Source organism: Lactiplantibacillus sp. YT640 (assembly GCF_049745435.1).
GTDB classification, from domain to species: Bacteria; Bacillota; Bacilli; order Lactobacillales; family Lactobacillaceae; genus Lactiplantibacillus; species Lactiplantibacillus plantarum.
On record NZ_JBMNVY010000011.1, the window covers coordinates 39,830 to 57,998 of the forward strand.

An 18,169-nucleotide genomic window follows, 5' to 3' on the forward strand; every position below is an offset into this window, starting at 1 on the left:
TGATTTTGAGTTTAGTTTATGTAAACTTTGTGTGTTATTTCGGTAAAACAGTGCACATAAAAAAAGACCACTGAATCGAATTCAGTGGTCTTGGGTGATTCTTATTGTCCTTCAGTCGTGTTATTGGTATCAGCGGTCGGTGTTTCCGATGAAGTCGCTTCGGAACTTGCTTCGGAGCTTGAACTGGCTTCCGAACTACTGCTACTTTCTGAACTAGATTCAGAAGATGAACTTTCGGCGCTACTTGAGGAAGAAGCAGCTTCGGAACTACTACTGCTACTTTCCGAACTACGACTACTTGCTTCTGTGCTGGTGCTTGAACTACCCGTTGTTGTTGAACTAGAGCTAGCTGAACTAGCGGTTCCTGACGAGGCTTCACTACTGGAGAAGAGGTGACCAACAACGTAAAGTTCTTCGATACCGTTCTTCTTAGTCGTGCCAACTGAGCTTGGTTTGGTCCAATCAGAGTTTGGTGAATACTGTTGAAGGTAATTCATCATGGCGCGATAAATTTGTTGTGAAATCTTTTCGTTGGAGGTATCTAGATAACCACCAGCTTCGGTGGACTTATCATAGCCAGTCCAAACGGCGACCGAATAATTCTTCGTGTAACCGGCCATCCATGAGTCAACGACGGCATCGGATGGTACTTTGTTTTTATACTGAGAAGCATAGTTGTCAGTACCAGTCTTACCAGCTTGGTAAACGCCGCTGATCTTAGCGGTTGTCGCCGTCCCAGTAGAACTATTGATGACCCCTTTCAGCATATCAGTAATCATGTATGCCGTTGATTTCTTCATGGCGCGCTTACCAGTGCTAGTATACGATGTCGTAACGCCATCAGAAGTAGTCACTTTACGGATGTAGTATGGCTTATGATAAACACCACCGTTGGCGAACGCAGCGTAGGCACCGGCAACTTGTAAGGTGGAAACACCAGCACCGATCCCGTTGGCATAGTTAACGGTTTTGAGGTTCATCCCAAGGTTATTGGCAAAGGTTTTGGCTCGGCTTTTACCAACGGCTTGTAAGGCCCGAATTGCTGGGATGTTCCGTGATTGAACCAGTGCTTCACGCATCGTCATATTGCCCAAGTAATTATTGTCAAAGTCATGCACGGAAATGTTAGTCCCGGGATATTTGTATTTCGTATCAGACAACGACTTGTAAGTTGGCCAATTCAAATATTCAATGGCTGGTCCATAATCGAGAATCGGTTTCATCGTCGAAGCGTTTGAGCGTGATGTCCAGACAGCTCGGTTGGTTCCGTACGTGACATTACCGGTTTTCCGACCACCAATCATAGCTGAGACCTTGCCAGTGTATGAGTCAACAACCGATACCCCTAATTGGAAAGTCTGTTTTCCATTATTAGGATAGTTGACGTATTGAGACGTGTTGGCAATGTCATAAAGCCGTTTCTGGGCATCCATGTCAATGTTCGTATAAACTTTCTCGCCATCGGTTAAATTATAACCTTTTTTGAGGAGGTCTTGACGGACTTCGTTCAGGTAAGCATCCAAGATTTTATTTGTCTTTTCATGCTTCGCTAGGCTTGAACGTCCCGAACTAGTTAAGCCCGTCTTGACACTGACTTTTTCAGCAGCAGTTTCCTGACTCTTGGAGATGACCTTGTTATCGTACATCGCTTCCAGCACCAGATTACGGCGGCTAGTTGCGTATGATGGATAAGTCGTCGGGTCGTAGTAGGTTGGTGATTGCGGCATACCTGCGAGCAGTGCGAGTTGACTAAGGCTCAGATCTTTTAATGACTTACCGTAATAATACTTGGCGGCAGTCCCCATACCATAAATCCCGTTACCCATATAGACCTTATTGATGTAAAATTCCAGAATCTGAGATTTACTGTAATGTTTTTCAAGATTAAGCGCAATCCAGGCTTCCTGCGCTTTGACTTTCAAATTTCGATCCGAAGTACTGGTGGAAAAGACCGCAAGTTTAACGAGTTGCATGGTCAAGGTACTCCCACCTTGCATCCCAAGTGAGCTACCTTTTAAGTTGCCGACTGCAGCCCCAAGAATCCGGTAATAATCGACCCCCTTATGCTTGTAAAAACGGCGATCTTCGATTGAGACGACGGCATTCTTAAGTGTGGATGGGATATTACTAGACTTAACGTATTCGTGGTCGTTAGTTCCCAAAGAGGTCAAATACTTGTCGTTCTGGTCATAAATCTTAGCGGTCCCCGTATTGACAAGGTCACTCTGTTTGACTGTTGGTGCCGTCTGCGCATAGTAGAAGAAAAGTGCTAGACCAGCGAGTACCCCGATGACAAACAGTGCAGCTAAGGATAAAATAATCCGCCGAAACCAGTGTTTCTTAGGTGGTTTAGGTTGGCTTTTTCTGCGAGCAACCCGTGAGTTCTGTTCATTGTTACCTGCCATGATGTTCTCCTTTAATGAATTGATGAGGTCTCATCAATAATATGATCAAGCGCATCCAAATAGGGAATGCGTGGATTGATTTGATAATGTAGCTCCGCGGCTAAATGTTCAATATCCGTCAGTGGAATTGACTTGCGACCACCATCTCCTTGATGATCCCAATAAGTAAATAAGTCGCTGGCTGTTAACAAAAATAGGCGCCCCAAACTCGCAAACCGAATGATAACAAAACAGATTCCGCTTTGAGCTAAGCACTGGCGCATGTGCTTAATTTGATGCTCATGAAAGTTTTTTAGCGGAAAAGCCGTTTTGTTCTTGGTCTCCTTGGCCTCAAAATCTAAATACTTCCCCCGATAGACACCGTTATAATCAGTAGTAGAAGCCTGTTTAAAATAAGCTTCGCGGATTACAGCGGCGCTGCGTTTGGGATAATCGACTTTAACGATTTGAATGGGCGTTGGCTTTTTATGAATAACTGCGATATTATTTTCAAGATAATAGGCGTTACTATCATTGATTTCTTGTTCCAAGCTCATTCCACGATCGCCAAAATTGACGTTGGCAAATTTGGAAGATTTCGATTTAGTTGGGCCGGGTTGGCGATAAACTTGACCGTTTGGATAGCGAATCGTCACATTAATCAACCTCCTAATAATGTTACATTTTACCATTAACTAATAGGGAATGTGAAATATCTGTGAGTTTTTAACTGATTTAGACCGATTTAGTGACAGAAAGGAGACTTTTTTATGAGCCGGTTGTGGCTTAGTGGTTACCGGAGTTACGAGTTGAATGTCTTTGGTGATCAGGATGATAAACTAAAAGTTATTAAGTTTGCGTTAACTAATTACTTAACGACGCAGATCGAGGATGGTATGGATTGGCTGATAACGGGTGGTCAGCTCGGTATTGAACAGTGGACAGCGGAAGTAGGGTTAACGCTCAAAAAGACATATCCAGAATTGAAAGTGGCAATGATGTTACCATATGGTGAATTTGGTGGGCGCTGGAATGAAAATAACCAAGCTAAATTACAGACTTTGCTGGCCCAAGTCGATTTTCATGCACCAGTCAGTAAACAACCGTATGAAAATCCGCAACAATTAAAAAATTACCAAGAATTTATGGTTACCCATACGGATGCGGCCACTCTGGTATATGATCCAGATAACCCCGGGAAACCCACGTATGACTATGATTTGATTCGGAACTTTAGTGACACTCATCCGTACCCATTGACCCTGATCGACTTCGACTGGTTACAGGAAAGTGCCAATGAATATGCAGAAAAACAGAATAATGGTTTTAATTTTGAATAAAGTCTGCTACAATGTTTTAAGTAATGCGGATGCCGAATGGGTATCGCGCGAATAACAATGAGGTGTTTTTAAATATGGCTAAACGTAATTTTACTCCCAAAGACATCCTTCAAAAAGAGTTTAAGCCAAAGATGCGGGGTTATGATCCTGCCGACGTGGACGGCTTCTTAGATAATGTCATTAAGGACTATGAGTCATTTACTAAAGATAACCAACAACTTTCAGATGAAAATGAACGGTTACGGGCCAAGGTTGACGAGCTTACCAAGCAAGTCGCTGTCGGTGCAACCAGTCCATCTTCTCAACCGACTAGTACGGTGACGAATATGGATATTCTGAAACGTTTGTCTAACTTGGAACGTCATGTCTTTGGTGCCCAATTAGATAATAATCAAAATGAATCACACCGTCTATAATTGTGATTCGATGTAAATTCTGGGTAATCGCGGTCGGCTTATGTCGGCTGAGGAAGGTCCATGCTCGCACAAGCTGCGATGCTTGTAGTGTTCGTGCTCGGTGAAAAAATAAGCCGGGGTACCGATTTATCGGTAACGGCGGAAAAAACGGCTAAGGCTTCGGCTATGCCCGAGTATTCCTGAAAAGTGCCACAGTGACGATACTCAATTGGAAACGGTTGAGTTGGAACGCGGTAAACCCCACGAGCGGGCAACCCAAACTACGGTAGGGGCGCTTCACATAAGGAACTGAACTAAATGTGGGGGGAGATTAGTAATCTCGAGATAGATGATTACCGCCTAGTTAACAGACCCTGTACTTTAACTAGGTACAAAACATGGCCTACAGGAATTTACATTTAGACAGGAGACTGGGACAAAAGTTCGCTTTTGTCCCAGTTTTTTTATTCGATCAGTTAGCAAACTAGCAACTTATGCTAAACTAGGTGAGGAAACCAATTTAGTGGAAATATTTACTCAACAAGATACGCCTACAGAACAGGCGTCGCAGGAGGAAACTATGCAAGAATTTAGATTAATTGCCACCGCCGCTAGCGGAATTGAAGCATTAGTGGGGCGTGAATTACGAGATTTAGGGTATCAAGTTCAAACTGAAAATGGCCGGGTTCGATTTAACGGAACGATCAAAGATATTTTGCGGACCAACTTGTGGTTACGAACGGCTGATCGAATCAAGATCATCGTTGGTGAATTTGATGCTTATACGTTCGATGAGTTGTTTGAAAAGACTCTCGCATTGCCATGGGACCAGTTATTGCCGATGGACGCTGAATTTCCAGTTGAAGGTAAATCGCGCAACTCTAAACTCCACAGTGTTCCCGACGTGCAGTCTATCGTCAAAAAGGCGATCGTTAATCAGTTAGCCGATACTTATCATCGGAGCGGGCACCTTCCGGAGACAGGCGCTTTGTTCCCATTAGAAGTGGCTATTAATAAGGATCACGTGTTGTTAACGCTGGATACAACTGGCTCTAGTTTATTCAAACGGGGTTACCGAGTCGAAAAGGGGGGCGCACCCTTAAAAGAAAACATGGCCGCTGCCTTAGTGATGCTAGCTAAGTGGTATCCGGATAATCCATTTGTTGATCCAGTTTGTGGTTCGGGGACGATTCCAATCGAAGCCGCTTTACTGGCGCGCAACATTGCCCCGGGGTTCAACCGCGCATTTGCGTGCGAAAAGTGGGACTGGGTTCCCGCTGGCCTGAGTCAACAATTGAGAGACGAAGCTGATAGTTTAGCCGATTACGACACTGAGCTGGATATTAGTGGGTATGATATTGACGGTAAAATGATTGATATCGCCAAGCTGAATGCGCGGGAAGCCGGGCTGTTGCATGACATTCATTTCAAACAACTGGCTGTCAAAGACTTTACGACTGACAAGATCAACGGGGTCCTAATTGCGAACCCACCATATGGGGAGCGGCTAAGCGATCGAGATAGTGTCCGGATTCTCTATCGGCAAATGGGCCAAGTTTACAGTAAATTGCCAAGTTGGAGCAAGTATATCTTGACCAGTGACTTAGAATTTGAAGACTTCTATGGACAAAAAGCCACGAAACGCCGGAAACTCTATAACGGTGCGTTACGGACAGATTATTTCCAATATTGGGGCAAACGAATTCGGCCAGCACGGACGGAATAAGCAAGCGACCTTTGTTGGTAAAAGTAGGTGAAAAATATTGGCAAATGAAATACCGCGGTCTGAAGTTGATTCCCAGCAGCTATTAGTATTTAAAGTGCTGGCTGACGTGGTTAGACTGAACATTGTTAAGTATTTGAAGCTGCAGGATCAGGCCGTTACTTGTGGGCAAGTCGGACAAGCAATGGGGATTAGTAAAACCGCTGGTTCATATCATTTTAAATTGCTGGAAAAAGCAGGATTAATAACCGTCAAAAAAGTTGCACGTGAAAAATACGTCATGTTGAACCCCAAAACTTTTGATCACTATGTTACCCATTTTTATCAAAGCCTTTAAATTGCTGAGTATTTTGGGCGGTCTTCAACTGTGATTCTGACTAATACCAGTTCTTAAGTGCCGATTGGTCTTTTGAACTGGTATTTTTTTGTTGCCGAATCGTTAGTGGGATGGTACGCTGTAATAGTTCAAAAATATTTGAACTATTGTGGGTGGCCACCCAACTAAATCTAAGAAAAAGATTGACATAGTAGATTTAAACTTTGTGAGTAGGCTTATTCAGCATTGGTAAGTCTGAATAAATGATAATGGGGCGGAAAACATGGAAAATCGACAGCGACAGTTTGGCTGGTTATTAGCGTTAACTTCATTAGGCTTTTTTATGGCAATGATGGACTCAATGATTGTGACAACGGCGTCAACAGCAATTAAAATTGATTTCGACATCTCGGAGGCCAGTTTACAGTGGGCCCTCAACGCTTACAATGTCGCGATTGCAGCAACGTTACTTGTGGGCGTTGCATTAGGTGATCGCTTTGGACGCCGCCGGGTTTATAATCTCGGCATTTTAGTTTTTACGCTGGGTTCAGTGTTTTGTGCATTAGCCAATCGAATGCCATTATTGATAGTGGCACGTGTCATTGCAGGTATTGGGGCCTCCGTCATGACACCGATGTCAATGGCTATTTTAACGGCTGCAGTTCCAGTTGCGAAGCGTGGGAAAGCTTTAGGAATCTGGAGCGGTATCGGTGGACTGGCACTGATTGTCGGGCCGGCTCTGGGTGGTCTAATTGTAGCTAAATTAACCTGGCAGTGGATTTTTTGGATCAATGTGCCACTTGGCCTGATTGTCATAGGATTATCCCGGTTCTATTTACCAGAAAGTACCGGGGTAGCAACACCAATTAATTTAACGGACGCAGGTCTTTCAATGTTAGCGATGACCGCAATCATTTGGGCCTTAGCTGCCAGTTCGACTAGTATTAATGGAATTGGTCCGTTCGTTGGCCTGATAATTGGCTTAGTTGCAGGCACTTGGTTTATCAAGCGACAGCAACATGTCGTTGCACCGTTAATGCCGTTAACGCTTTTTAAAAAGCGTATTTTTACGATGGGAAATGTGGCGACTTTTTTATTATATGCCGCGATGTACGGAGTCGTTTTCTTTTTACCCCAATTCTTACAAGTTGTTCAGCATGATAATGCGTGGGAGGCAGGATTGTCCTTATTACCTTGGACTGGGACACTAGTATTAGTTGCGCCATTTGCTGGCAAAGCTGTGGACCTCTACGGGGAAGCGATTGTGGCAGTTATCGGGCTATTATCTCAAACATTTGGGTATTTCATGCTTGGTTACCTAGTTGCCAACCATGCGGCTTATGTTATGATGATTGCTCCGCTGGCAATTGCTGGGATGGGATTGTCAATGGCGGGCCCCGCGTTACAGCATGCAGTTTTGGGGGGAGTGTCACCGGCAGTTATCGGTAAGGCAGCCGGAATTTACAACGTTTTTCGGTTACTTGGAGGTGCGGCTGGCACGGCAATTGCTGTGGTGGTGTTTACAGTGGGTAGTCGGGTACCCGCGATGAATGCAATTGGCTTTCAAACAGTCATGTTTAGTACAGCATTGATTTCAGCTATAGGCGCCGGTTGTGCTTGGCAAATAAGAAATTCAAAGAACTTGTAGCTGACAATAACGATCATTACAATGTGTGACAGATAGTTTGAGTAGCCTTAAAAGAGCGTGTTTAATCGGGTGACCGACTAAGCACGCTCTTTTAAGGCTAACGTTAACCATGGTTGAGCCTTTGATAATTAATTTAAATAATAATCGAAGAAATTAGCAACTTTGTTCATCAGAGGCACTTTGACCAGATGTTTGGCTTGATAACCCGTGATAAATGCCACTTGTTCAGCATACGGGGCGGTATGCACGCGGTCAAAGAAATTACGAGACTGTGAATAAGGAATCCGTTCATCCTCAGTACCATGCCAAAATAAAAGTGGCCGATGATTGATGGTTTCCGGTTGCAGGTTAAGATCATAGTGATCTAGCCAACTCGTCAATAGGGCTAAATCACTGGGAATGTAATAAGCATGGGCCTGCGCATGCTTGCGGACTAGTTGGGCGTACGCGTTCAGGTTAGGGGTCCCCATAATGATTGTGGCTGCTTTAATTTCAGGATGATGGGTCAATAAAGCCCCGGTCGTCATGCCACCCATTGAGTAACCGCCAACACCAATCTGCTCATTCAAAATGAGTTTGCGCTCCCGGTAGTAATTCACAATTAGCTCGAATTCGCCAAGATTACCTTGGATACTGTTCCAAAAAGTAAATGAAGGAATCTGGCTAACGATTTGGTGTCGTTCACCGTGATTCATGGCATCGGGCAAGACGACTCGTAAATTCTTGCGAGCCAGTTTACGTGCTTGGGTCAAGACGAGTTCTTTATTGGACTGCCAACCGTGGTAAAAAATCACTAGTGGCAGCGGTTGGTCTAAATGGGTTGTAGTAACAACTTCCAGCGCAGGCACATCTTGAAAGTGTCGGTTAGTAACTTTGATCATATTTATCGGCTCACTTTATTAATATTATGATTAAGTTAACTGTGCCAGAAATGACTGCTGAATACAACTGATAGACTTGTTTAGTCAATATTTGGTCTTGTTAATTGTTAGTGATGTTAAAATAATGGTAATCGCCTGTTTATTAACTAGAATTACGGCCTCTAAAAAGTAATCTTAAAACGGAAGGTGTTATAAATGACCGAAATCGAAACGGCACTACTTCGGGACCGAAAAGCAAAAGTCCAGCAATATTTTGCGATGTGGGTCACTCGTGATTTTGAAGCGTTACCAAGAATATTTGCGGTCGATTGTTATTATCAAGAATGCTATGGACCAGCATATCTATCATTAGCGGAAGTTCAAGCCTGGATTGAACATCAATTAAGAGTTCAACGGGTAACGGCGTGGTCGATTCAGCGGTTGTGGTCAGCAACTGACAACATGATCTTTGCCCAGTGGTCCTTCACCGCTGTTACTGACCGGATGACTCAGTTTGATGGGCTTTCAGCAGTTCATTTTAATTTAGCAGAACGTATCGACGATTTACGAGAGTATCAGACCACGACTGCGCATGATTATCCCTATCATGGATCCGTGCTGTGATATGCGAAGCATGTGTGTCATAATGTAAGCGAAATCATTTGGAGTGTTGGGGGAATCAGTATGCAAGTTCAAGTTTCTGTTATTGTGGCTGCGTATAATGAGGAGCACTGGTTAAGGCGTTGTTTGACCTCATTAAAAAAACAGACATTAGCGGCCTTAGAAGTCATTATTGTTGATGATGGTAGTACGGACGGCACGGCTACAATTTGTGACCAATATTGTGCGCGCTGGCCGCACCTATTTCGGGTTATCCATCAACGTAACCAAGGACAGGGACCTGCACGTAATGCGGGGATTACCGCCGCGCATGGCCGCTATTTAGGTTTTGTCGATGCTGATGATTGGGTCGAACCGACGATGTATGCGACCTTAGTAGCAACGGCTGAGCGTAGTCATGCCCAAATCGTCGTTTGTGATGTTCGTAAAATCTACGCGGCGACTCACCGCACAACTAGTCTGCTGAGCTTGCCAGATGCGACTGAGCACGTGGCAATTGCGACTTATCTTAAATACGGTCTAAATAATGCTTATTCCGGAAATAAATTATATGCACGTTCGTGTTGGCAGAAATATCGTTACCAGCGGATGGTCTACGAGGATTTAGATATTTTGCTGGACATGTTGAGTTACTGTGAGCGAGTCGCCTATGTGCAACAACCATTTTATAATTATTATAAACATGCTGGTTCGACAACTTTAGATTATACCAACCCACGACTGTTTGATATTATGACAGCCTATCAAGATGCCATTGAGCACGCCAAGGTGACGTATCAGGATGCGGTGACTTATTGCGTCGCTAAGCGAATTTTGATTAATTTAGCAACGCCAGGCTTTGCCGATTATCTAGCGGAGTTTATTGAACTGATACGACAATTGCGTCCTATTTTTGAAGCCAGTCCGTCAATAATGAGTGATCCGGCTATTAAAAAAGTTTGTGATTATGCAGGTCAATTGACATTACCCCGGCGATTTATCTGTGAGCGTGAGGACTGGGCTCAATCGTGGCATCAGTATAGTCGGAATTTCAAAACGATTATACCGGTAGCTAAAGCATTGCCGGCCGATTTACGACAACGGTCTAACCACTTTAAACTCGATTATTGGTTGTTGAAAACGTTATTTGAACAAGGTGGCTTGCTGATTTTGGGTACCGTCAAGTTGCACCGCCCGTTTGGCCGTTTACGGGCGGGAGGTGACGTGTTAGCCTTTGAAGGTGAACATTGTTTATTAGTTGGTGCGCAACCACGTTCCCCACTGATTTCTGAATTACTGCAACAGTTGATTGTTGGTTCCGAGTCACTAACAGAGTTGCTGACAATGGTTAAGGCACAGCCAGAACGATGGTCAGCGGGTACGCATAAGATTCGCTTGGTTGACATAAAAGATTGGCTACAATAGGGCGACGGGTCACTGAGTCATGCAGAGCAGCGGACTCAGTGACCTATTTAGTCGTTGGTTACATTGAAAATGAATAAAAACCAAATAACAATTTAAAATATTATATAATGATGATAAAATTAATTTTAAATTAAATTAGGAAAGGGTGAGAATATGTTAAAACCAGCACCATTGCACGTTGGTGATCACGTGGCTGTCGTCAGTCTTTCGAGCGGCACGCTCGGAGAACTCACGCAGCAACATCAATTGAATCGGGGGCTAAAACGGATGCGCCAACTAGGGCTCGTCCCAGTCATGATGCCGAATGCTTTGAAAGGGCGACTGATTTTACAGCAACGCCCTGAATTAAGAGCCGCCGATTTGAAGACGGCTTTCTTAGACCCAAGTATCCGTGGAGTTGTGGCGGCAATTGGCGGTGATGATACGTATCGAACCGTGCCATTTTTGATGGCTGATGAGCAGTTTAAGACGGCGGTTCGGCGGTCGCCTAAACTGTTTACAGGCTTTTCAGATACGACGATCAATCATTTGATGTTTTATCAGCTTGGACTGCAAACTTTTTATGGCCCCAATTTCTTAAGCGACTTGGCCGAATTAGGGCCGACGATGTTGCCGTATACCACGAAGACTTGGCAGCGTTACTTTGAAAATCCTCAGCAGACAAGCATTATTAGCAGTCCTGTGTGGTATGACGAACGAACAAATTTCAGTGAATCGGCGCAGGGAACACGGCGCATGACCCACACCGAAATGCACCATTACGAAGTGTTACGTGGTCACGGGACAATCAGTGGGACGCTACTTGGTGGTTGTCTGGACAGCTTTTATGATTTATTGACCACGACCCGTTATCCAGACGAACGGCAAGTTGCGGAACAGTTCAGACTGATTCCATGTGCAGCCGAATGGCGCGGAAAAATTCTGTTTATCGAAACGAGTGACGAACAGCCGCAGCCAGATTTGTTCAAGCGGATGCTGCAACGAATGCGACAAGCTGAGATTTTGACAAACGTAGCCGCCGTGATTGTAGGTAAGCCGCAGAATGAGCATTATTATCAGGAATACCGCCAAATTTTGATCGATGAGACAGCCGATTTGAAATTGCCAATTCTGTACAATATTAATTTTGGTCACGCTTTTCCGCGAACGGCACTTCCATATGGGGCGCAAGTGTGTATCGATTTTGAGCAAGCTACGTTAAAAATTTTAGAACCTTGGTTTGTGGAAGCTTAAGTGGTTATTGTTAAATTGGTATCGGCAGACGATCAAAAAGGTATTCGTTGTTCATTGCAACGAGCAAAGAATAGTGCAATACGAGAGGAGTTGTCATATGCAATTACAAATTCAACGTTTTAAAACTACGGATGCGCCAGCAGCGGCGGCACTGATTGCGCGCACATTACTGACGAGTAATCAGGGTGACTATCCCAAAGCATACTTGGATCGGCTCATTACCCAGATGACACCGGCTTGGCTATGCCAAAAAGCTGCTGCGACGCACTTTTATGTCGGTTATTTTCAGCAGCAACTCGTTGCGACCGGGGCGATTGGGTCATACTGGGGGCGCCCAGGTGAGTACAGTCTGTTCACGATTTTTGTTGATCCGGAGGTTCAAGGCATGGGTGGTGGGCGTCAAATTCTGCATACCCTTGAACAGGATGTCTATTTCAGTCATGCCCACCGTGTAGAAATTCCAGCGTCCGTGACTGCGCACTTATTTTACCAACACTTCGGGTATCGACCTAAGCCTGGAGGAATCTACCCGGATGATGAAGGCCTATATCGATTAGAAAAGTTTCCACATGAATCATTTTACTAGTAAATCACACTTTCCTGCATTAGTTTATAATGTAAACAAATTGTAAAGCGACTGCAATCAGTTTGAGAACTTATCTGCACATTTTATCGGTAGGATAAGGTGTGCAGTAAACGTACATATCAAACTAATGATGGGAAGGCGAGTAATTTGGTCATGCAGAAAAAGTGGCGGTTGATACTGCTGCTCGTGGGTTGTTTTTTAGGTGGTACCGGAGTCGTTCAGGCACACGCGGCGGTGCCGGATATCTCAGAGTGGCAAGGTCAGTTAACGAGTACCGAGGTTCAAAGTTTGAAGAGTCAGGCTGATTTTGTCATCAACCGGGTGCAATATGGGAGCAGTTATGAGGATCTCTACCACACCTCTAATGAGAGTCTCTATGTGAAATATGGTGTTCCGTTCGGGTCCTATGACTATGCGACCTTTACGAGTACCGCGACTGCCAAAGCCGAGGCAGATAAGTTCTATCAACGCGCAAATAAGAACACGAAGTTCTACGTCTTGGATTTTGAAACGACTTCCATGAGTAGCACGGCGGCCAACGCGGCTGTCAAGGCTTGGTATACTGAGATGCGGTCGTTAACGAGCAAGAAGTTGATTTTTTATTCGTACCAGTCATTTGCAACCACATACGCCAACACGGCACGGCAAAGTTTTGATGCCCAGTGGATTGCAAATTACTCCTCGAAGCCGACGATTTCGTTCTCATTGTGGCAATATTCCAGTAGCTATTATTTATCTTCGCTAGGACAATATGTTGATAACAGTTTGTATGACAGTGCTTCCGTGACGACATACCACCCGTTAAGCTGGTGGACTTCCGGGACTTCGACATCATCGTCGACCAGTTCAACTAGCACGACGTATGCCTACAGCAGTTATACGAAAGGGCAACATGTGTACCTCAATAATGGGGCGTCGAGCTATTATGACGGCACAAAAGTGCCCAGTAGCGCTAAGAAAAAATACTACAAGGTCACAGCAACCAAGTCAGTCACTAAGAGTCGTTCCAAACAGCTGGTTTACTTAAGTGGTCTGAATAAATGGGTCTTATCACAGGACGTCACCGGCTATTGGGTCGGCCAACACGGATTATATCAACTTCGTGAAAAGAGCACTTTGTTCAAAGATGTTAATTTGACAACCTCGACGGGTAAAACCTTGAAAAAGGGTGGCATCTACAGTGGTAAATTGGTTAAAAGTGGGAATTTCTATCGAATTAAGGTGAGTGGTGGTTATATCACGGCGAAGGTCTCCAAATCTGATCATTGGTACTATGAATCAGTACCTTCCAGTGGCTGGATCAAGGCTAAAGTGGGACTCTACACCTATAAATCTTCAAACTTTGTTAAGTCTAATCGACACGCTTACCACGCCGCTGGTGATCGAATTAAAGTAACGAAGGTTTACTCACGGTCGGGTGGCTCACGCTATTATTTAACGAATAAAGGGAATTACGTTTCAGCCAACCGCTCAAACGTGGTCACACAATAAGTCAATTAAGTCGCTCAAAACGAGCATAGCCAGTTGATTACTAAACGACTTTCAGCAAGTTATTAGCTGAAAGTCGTTTTTTTGAGGAAATACGTCGATTGGAAGTACGTTAAGATTAAAAAGTGCTACACTTATTTTAATTATATTTTAATCTTGTGGGGTGGGAATACAATGAAAATTGGGACATTTTCTGCATCAACGCCGATTACGGCATTATCGCCAAACCGTTATGCTCGCGCACGACGGTTCTTGGCAACCCAAGGAGTGACCTTAGTTGCCGGTAATTTGACGGGACGACGGGATAGTTACCGTGCTGGTTCCATCAAAGAACGGGCGGCCGAAATCAACGCGTTAATTCATGATGATTCGCTGGACATCTTGATGGCAACGATTGGTGGGACAAACGCAAATTCGGTTCTAGCAATGCTCGATTACGAGTATCTCAATCAGCATCCCAAAACAATTGTTGGTTACTCCGATGCGACGGCCGTGTTATTGGCGGTGCAAACGCACGCGCCTAACTGTCGTGTGATTTACGGACCGGCCTTAGTAGCCTCACTTGGCGCCTTAGAGTCAGAGATCGTGACAACTACTTGGCAAAATTTTCTGACAGTCTACCGCGCAGCACCGGGGCAGGCCGTAACCGAACCGGCACCGGCACAGTGGACGGATGAAGCGATCAATTGGGAGACCTTTGAACATCCGAAACACATGCACGCAAATACTTGGCATTATACGGCGACCCCCGTTTTGGCTGGCCGTTTGATCGGTGGGAACTTGAACACCATGTACGGCTTCTTTAACTCACCTTATTTTCCAAAATTAACTGGTAACGAGCTTTTATTTATTGAAGATGCCGAGAAAACTGCAGCAACGCTGGAAAAAAATTTCGTAATGTTAGCGTTGGCTGGTGTTTTTGATCAAATCTCTGGCATTATTTTGGGAAAACACGCGTTGTACGATGATCAAGGCAGCGGGCGGTTGCCAATCGATATCTTACAGGAGGTGCTGGGGGATCGCCAATTACCAATTATTTACGACTACGATAGCTGCCATACAGTCCCCATGCTCAGTACGCCATTGGGGGCGGATGTCCGGATTGATGCGCAGGCTCGAACGGTGACGTTTAGTCATTTTTAGACTACCTTTTGCAATTAAAGACGTTTAGCAAGCTCAAAAACTTTGTAAATTGGCCATACTTACATGCCTGGTATAAGAATACTTGCTTTTTGATAAATGATAAACATATAATAAAACAATTAGATTAACAAAAGGGGTGTGATGGTGATGCACAAATATAGTGTTCAAGTGGGGGTCTACACGCAGTATTTTTTTAAGGTCATTCGGGATACTCCCGGGGTGTTAATTTACACGATCTGTTTGCCACTTGTCTTTTTAATCATGAATGTCAGTAGCGCTTTCTTTAAACCTTTATCGCTGACAACTTATACGGCTCAAGTCGTGCCCTACATTGGTTGGATGATTTTTTCCAATTGTCTAACGACTGCCAGCAATGTAGCCATTCTTCGCGAGCAGGGTTATCTCAAACAATATCGAACCTTGGTGGTTAGCCCTGCAGTTTTTCTTGTCAGTCAAGCGCTGGTCAGCTTGGGTATAATTTTGATGACTTTATTGTTGGTGGCCCTGTTGAGCGCGATTACTTTCAAGTTGGCCTTTTTATCGTTGCTAGGTCGCTTATGGTTGACTGTGTTGCTTACGTATCTACCAGTCACTTGTTTTGGCTTACCCTTGATTGCCTTGGCACTCCGACGTAAAACTGTCGATATGATTGGAAATGCACTGGCGCTGATCGTCGTCGTAGGTACCTTTATGTTGAGTAACATGCTGGCAGTGTCTGCCAATAACCCATTACTCAACCTGGTTAGTCCCATTTACTTAGTTACCAATGTTTTTGCGATGATCAGCGTGGGCCCCGTCAGCCACTTTATGACGACTTATCTTCTGAGTCTGATTGTATTATTGGTTATCGGCGGATTTAGCTATCGGCACATTAAGATTCTGCCAACGGAGGGCTTATAATGATGCGTGTTGAGCACTTAGCATATTACTTTTCAAGAAATGGGCAACCGTTCTTCAAGGACGTGAGTTTTCAATTAAAAAGTCCCGGTGTCAATTTTTTGATTGGTCAAAATGGCGCTGGAAAAACGACGCTGGCTGATATCATCACTGGTTTGCGGCCGGCACAAGGTGAATTAGACCTACCTAAAGCAGCCATTTATTTGAACCAACAACTCCCGTTACTGTCTTCAATTCGTGTGCGGGACGTTGCCCAACTGGTTTTGGGCATCGAGCACGGACGACTACGATTGACAACTGAACAGCTCCAACAACTTATTGATACCCAAGCTTATCAATTCTTGGCCCCGTTGTGGGATCAGCATTATGGTCAGCTTTCTGGGGGCCAACGCAAATTAGTTCAGTTATTGCTGTTCTTACAAGTTGATCGCGAATTGATTGTTTTGGATGAACCAACAGCAGCGGTCGATCGGGAAAACGTGCAGTTGTTGTTTCAGGTCATGCAAGCCCATCCTGAGCGAACCTACTTGATGATTACACATGACGTTCGCGACCTTCATGCTTTTACAGATTACCAAGTGCTGTGGCTCAATGATCGGCAGGTGACGACACTGTCCAAGCGAACGTTTGAAGCTGCGAGCGCGCAAGCTGACTTTGTTGCGCTCTTCAAAACGCAGTAATATAACAGTAATGGCTCTTGCGCCGCAATGGCGACACTTATTTTGAGTCCTTTGGCGCTCAAGTTGGCCTCGCTGGCAAGTCTCATAAAATGACACTAAAAAACGGTACTCAGATTAGTTTGAGTACCGTTTTGCGTATTATTGGTGAGCGTACCTAGCCAAAGTAATAAATATAACCGATGATCAATGCCCAGATAACGATCCATAAAATACTGAATGCCAACTTGAAGTAATACAAATGAAAACGAAAACGACGGAAGCGGTCGCTACCGGCCAATTTGAACGTCAAGGTCTTGTTATCTAATAATTGCAAGTAATCATAGAAACGGGGAAGCCACACACCGCCCGCTGTTAACACGATTAACAATCCGATGATGGCAAACGCCGCTGCGGGGTAAACGATACTGGTATCGACCGTAAAGGCCGGTGCAAGAATGTTGGCATATAACAACCATAAAGCATACAACCCCAACGCGTAACCAATAATCCGAACAACATTAACGATAATTAGCCGTGACTTTAAGTCCGGTTGTTGTTGCATGAGTGCCTGATTCGCATGATAATGCTGGGTGCCAAAGCGCCCGCTGACCGGAATCAAGTATCGGTTTTGATGTAAGTATGGCAGTTGTGCTAACAGCGTGATCAATGCCACAACTGGTACGGCGATTGCCACCACCATTAGTAGGTACTCAATAGTGACCATGGGAACGGTGCTGACCCGGTAGGCCCAACTAATCCAACCAATCAGGATGAAGACGTCTAATGCCAAAACCAACCAAATCTGAAAGCGACGATAGTGTTCAAACGTGGCGGTATCGGCTAGCTGCCAATGATGGTCTTGAGTTGAGTGACCAATCAAGTAATCATAACTTTGCGTCGGCCACACTAAGGCGGGAATCATTAGCAAGATAATGCCAACGATCATTAAGGCGATGCTTGTGACAACACTCCGAATCGGAAAAATCAACAGGGTTAATTTTGCGCTGACCAAGTAGCAACTGACTAGTAAACTGATAACACCGAGCCACCAGCAAGCTGCCATTCCATAATATAACCATTTCAATCGTGGTGCTTGATCGGTCACGTGTTGCCGCACTTGATGTTGCAATTGGAGCTGTGCGCGCGGCGCCAGGGTTTTAGCTGGCTGGATGACCGGATGCTGAAGATTGTGGTATTCCAACCAACCCATGAGTCCTAACAATAAAACTAAAAGAATCCAAACAATAACTAACATGGCAAAAGTCCTTTAAAACAATATAGTCGTGCATATTAATAAGTGTAAAACGAAAATATGGTCAAAATGTGACGATTATTTAAATCTTGTAACTTTTTTAATGGTCAGTTGATTTAACGAAGCGGTTAAAAACCATTTTCTACTGATCAGTTGTGGACTAGACTATGCATGACTGATTGTAAAGCTGTGTTTTATCTGTAATAAAAAAGCATTTGGA

Annotated in this window: 17 protein-coding genes and 1 other RNA gene; 14 read left to right on the top strand and 4 right to left on the bottom strand. The window is 44.4% G+C overall.

Annotation, left to right across the window (positions count from 1 at the left end):
* Nucleotides 1–101: 101 nt before the first annotated feature.
* Together ACOV1R_RS08790 and recU are read right to left on the bottom strand one after the other, a co-directional pair.
* Nucleotides 102–2,405, bottom strand: coding sequence for a transglycosylase domain-containing protein (locus ACOV1R_RS08790; protein WP_003640483.1), 2,304 nt, complete (start codon nt 2,403–2,405; stop codon nt 102–104).
* 11 nt (nt 2,406–2,416) lie between these two features.
* Nucleotides 2,417–3,040 (bottom strand): Holliday junction resolvase RecU, encoded by a 624-nt coding sequence (gene recU, locus ACOV1R_RS08795; RefSeq protein WP_003644374.1) that lies wholly within the window; start codon nt 3,038–3,040, stop codon nt 2,417–2,419.
* A 114-nt stretch (nt 3,041–3,154) separates the two neighbouring features.
* Here recU and ACOV1R_RS08800 point away from each other — a divergent pair, with 114 nt between their 5' ends.
* From ACOV1R_RS08800 to ACOV1R_RS08825, 6 genes are all read left to right on the top strand, one after another.
* Entirely contained in the window at nt 3,155–3,724 is a 570-nt protein-coding gene (locus ACOV1R_RS08800; protein ID WP_003640485.1) for a DUF1273 domain-containing protein, read from the top strand.
* 74 nt (nt 3,725–3,798) lie between these two features.
* Nucleotides 3,799–4,140 (top strand): cell division regulator GpsB, encoded by a 342-nt coding sequence (gene gpsB, locus ACOV1R_RS08805; protein WP_003638751.1) that lies wholly within the window; start codon nt 3,799–3,801, stop codon nt 4,138–4,140.
* A gap of 15 nt (nt 4,141–4,155) precedes the next feature.
* An RNA gene (gene rnpB / locus ACOV1R_RS08810) (RNase P RNA component class B) lies at nt 4,156–4,530 on the top strand.
* Between the two features lie 169 nt (nt 4,531–4,699).
* A complete protein-coding gene (locus ACOV1R_RS08815; protein WP_003644375.1) occupies nt 4,700–5,845 on the top strand; it encodes a THUMP domain-containing class I SAM-dependent RNA methyltransferase in 1,146 nt (381 codons plus the stop codon).
* Nucleotides 5,846–5,882: 37 nt separating this feature from the next.
* Nucleotides 5,883–6,179, top strand: a complete 297-nt coding sequence (locus tag ACOV1R_RS08820; protein WP_003640488.1) for an ArsR/SmtB family transcription factor — start codon at nt 5,883–5,885, stop codon at nt 6,177–6,179.
* Between the two features lie 262 nt (nt 6,180–6,441).
* On the top strand, nt 6,442–7,806 hold the full coding sequence (locus ACOV1R_RS08825; RefSeq protein WP_003645076.1) for an MFS transporter: 1,365 nt from the start codon (nt 6,442–6,444) through the stop codon (nt 7,804–7,806).
* A 128-nt stretch (nt 7,807–7,934) separates the two neighbouring features.
* Here ACOV1R_RS08825 and ACOV1R_RS08830 read toward each other — a convergent pair whose 3' ends face one another.
* Nucleotides 7,935–8,687, bottom strand: coding sequence for an alpha/beta fold hydrolase (locus ACOV1R_RS08830; protein ID WP_003645075.1), 753 nt, complete (start codon nt 8,685–8,687; stop codon nt 7,935–7,937).
* Nucleotides 8,688–8,882: 195 nt separating this feature from the next.
* Between ACOV1R_RS08830 and ACOV1R_RS08835 the strand changes: the two genes are divergently transcribed.
* The 8 genes from ACOV1R_RS08835 (at nt 8,883) to ACOV1R_RS08870 (ending at nt 16,718) form a co-directional block, all read left to right on the top strand.
* Nucleotides 8,883–9,290 (top strand): nuclear transport factor 2 family protein, encoded by a 408-nt coding sequence (locus ACOV1R_RS08835; RefSeq protein ID WP_003645074.1) that lies wholly within the window; start codon nt 8,883–8,885, stop codon nt 9,288–9,290.
* A 60-nt stretch (nt 9,291–9,350) separates the two neighbouring features.
* Nucleotides 9,351–10,691: a glycosyltransferase family 2 protein gene (locus tag ACOV1R_RS08840; protein ID WP_015380342.1), complete on the top strand. Its 1,341-nt coding sequence runs from the start codon at nt 9,351–9,353 to the stop codon at nt 10,689–10,691.
* 153 nt (nt 10,692–10,844) lie between these two features.
* Nucleotides 10,845–11,924, top strand: a complete 1,080-nt coding sequence (locus ACOV1R_RS08845) for a S66 family peptidase (protein ID WP_015640382.1) — start codon at nt 10,845–10,847, stop codon at nt 11,922–11,924.
* Between the two features lie 97 nt (nt 11,925–12,021).
* On the top strand, nt 12,022–12,510 hold the full coding sequence (locus ACOV1R_RS08850) for a GNAT family N-acetyltransferase (RefSeq protein WP_021357192.1): 489 nt from the start codon (nt 12,022–12,024) through the stop codon (nt 12,508–12,510).
* Between the two features lie 147 nt (nt 12,511–12,657).
* A complete protein-coding gene (locus tag ACOV1R_RS08855) occupies nt 12,658–14,001 on the top strand; it encodes a GH25 family lysozyme (RefSeq protein WP_003645069.1) in 1,344 nt (447 codons plus the stop codon).
* 81 nt (nt 14,002–14,082) lie between these two features.
* Complete coding sequence (locus ACOV1R_RS08860) at nt 14,083–15,141, top strand: S66 family peptidase (protein ID WP_015640385.1); 1,059 nt, start codon at nt 14,083–14,085, stop codon at nt 15,139–15,141.
* 141 nt (nt 15,142–15,282) lie between these two features.
* Nucleotides 15,283–16,041: a hypothetical protein gene (locus tag ACOV1R_RS08865; protein ID WP_015380346.1), complete on the top strand. Its 759-nt coding sequence runs from the start codon at nt 15,283–15,285 to the stop codon at nt 16,039–16,041.
* Entirely contained in the window at nt 16,041–16,718 is a 678-nt protein-coding gene (locus ACOV1R_RS08870) for an ATP-binding cassette domain-containing protein (protein ID WP_003640500.1), read from the top strand. Before ACOV1R_RS08865 ends, ACOV1R_RS08870 begins: the two co-directional genes overlap by 1 nt.
* 154 nt (nt 16,719–16,872) lie before the next feature.
* Here ACOV1R_RS08870 and ACOV1R_RS08875 read toward each other — a convergent pair whose 3' ends face one another.
* Nucleotides 16,873–17,952 (bottom strand): hypothetical protein, encoded by a 1,080-nt coding sequence (locus ACOV1R_RS08875; RefSeq protein WP_003640502.1) that lies wholly within the window; start codon nt 17,950–17,952, stop codon nt 16,873–16,875.
* Between the last annotated feature and the right edge of the window lie 217 nt (nt 17,953–18,169).

Bases quoted from the DNA above. Each gene is read 5' to 3' on its own strand.
- ACOV1R_RS08790 (WP_003640483.1), bottom strand. From the start codon at position 2,405: ATGGCAGGTAACAATGAACAGAACTCACGGGTTGCTCGCAGAAAAAGC.
- ACOV1R_RS08800 (WP_003640485.1), top strand. From the start codon at position 3,155: ATGAGCCGGTTGTGGCTTAGTGGTTACCGGAGTTACGAGTTGAATGTC.
- gpsB (WP_003638751.1), top strand. From the start codon at position 3,799: ATGGCTAAACGTAATTTTACTCCCAAAGACATCCTTCAAAAAGAGTTT.
- ACOV1R_RS08815 (WP_003644375.1), top strand. From the start codon at position 4,700: ATGCAAGAATTTAGATTAATTGCCACCGCCGCTAGCGGAATTGAAGCA.
- ACOV1R_RS08825 (WP_003645076.1), top strand. From the start codon at position 6,442: ATGGAAAATCGACAGCGACAGTTTGGCTGGTTATTAGCGTTAACTTCA.
- ACOV1R_RS08830 (WP_003645075.1), bottom strand. From the start codon at position 8,687: ATGATCAAAGTTACTAACCGACACTTTCAAGATGTGCCTGCGCTGGAA.
- ACOV1R_RS08835 (WP_003645074.1), top strand. From the start codon at position 8,883: ATGACCGAAATCGAAACGGCACTACTTCGGGACCGAAAAGCAAAAGTC.
- ACOV1R_RS08840 (WP_015380342.1), top strand. From the start codon at position 9,351: ATGCAAGTTCAAGTTTCTGTTATTGTGGCTGCGTATAATGAGGAGCAC.
- ACOV1R_RS08845 (WP_015640382.1), top strand. From the start codon at position 10,845: ATGTTAAAACCAGCACCATTGCACGTTGGTGATCACGTGGCTGTCGTC.
- ACOV1R_RS08850 (WP_021357192.1), top strand. From the start codon at position 12,022: ATGCAATTACAAATTCAACGTTTTAAAACTACGGATGCGCCAGCAGCG.
- ACOV1R_RS08865 (WP_015380346.1), top strand. From the start codon at position 15,283: ATGGTGATGCACAAATATAGTGTTCAAGTGGGGGTCTACACGCAGTAT.
- ACOV1R_RS08870 (WP_003640500.1), top strand. From the start codon at position 16,041: ATGATGCGTGTTGAGCACTTAGCATATTACTTTTCAAGAAATGGGCAA.
- ACOV1R_RS08875 (WP_003640502.1), bottom strand. From the start codon at position 17,952: ATGTTAGTTATTGTTTGGATTCTTTTAGTTTTATTGTTAGGACTCATG.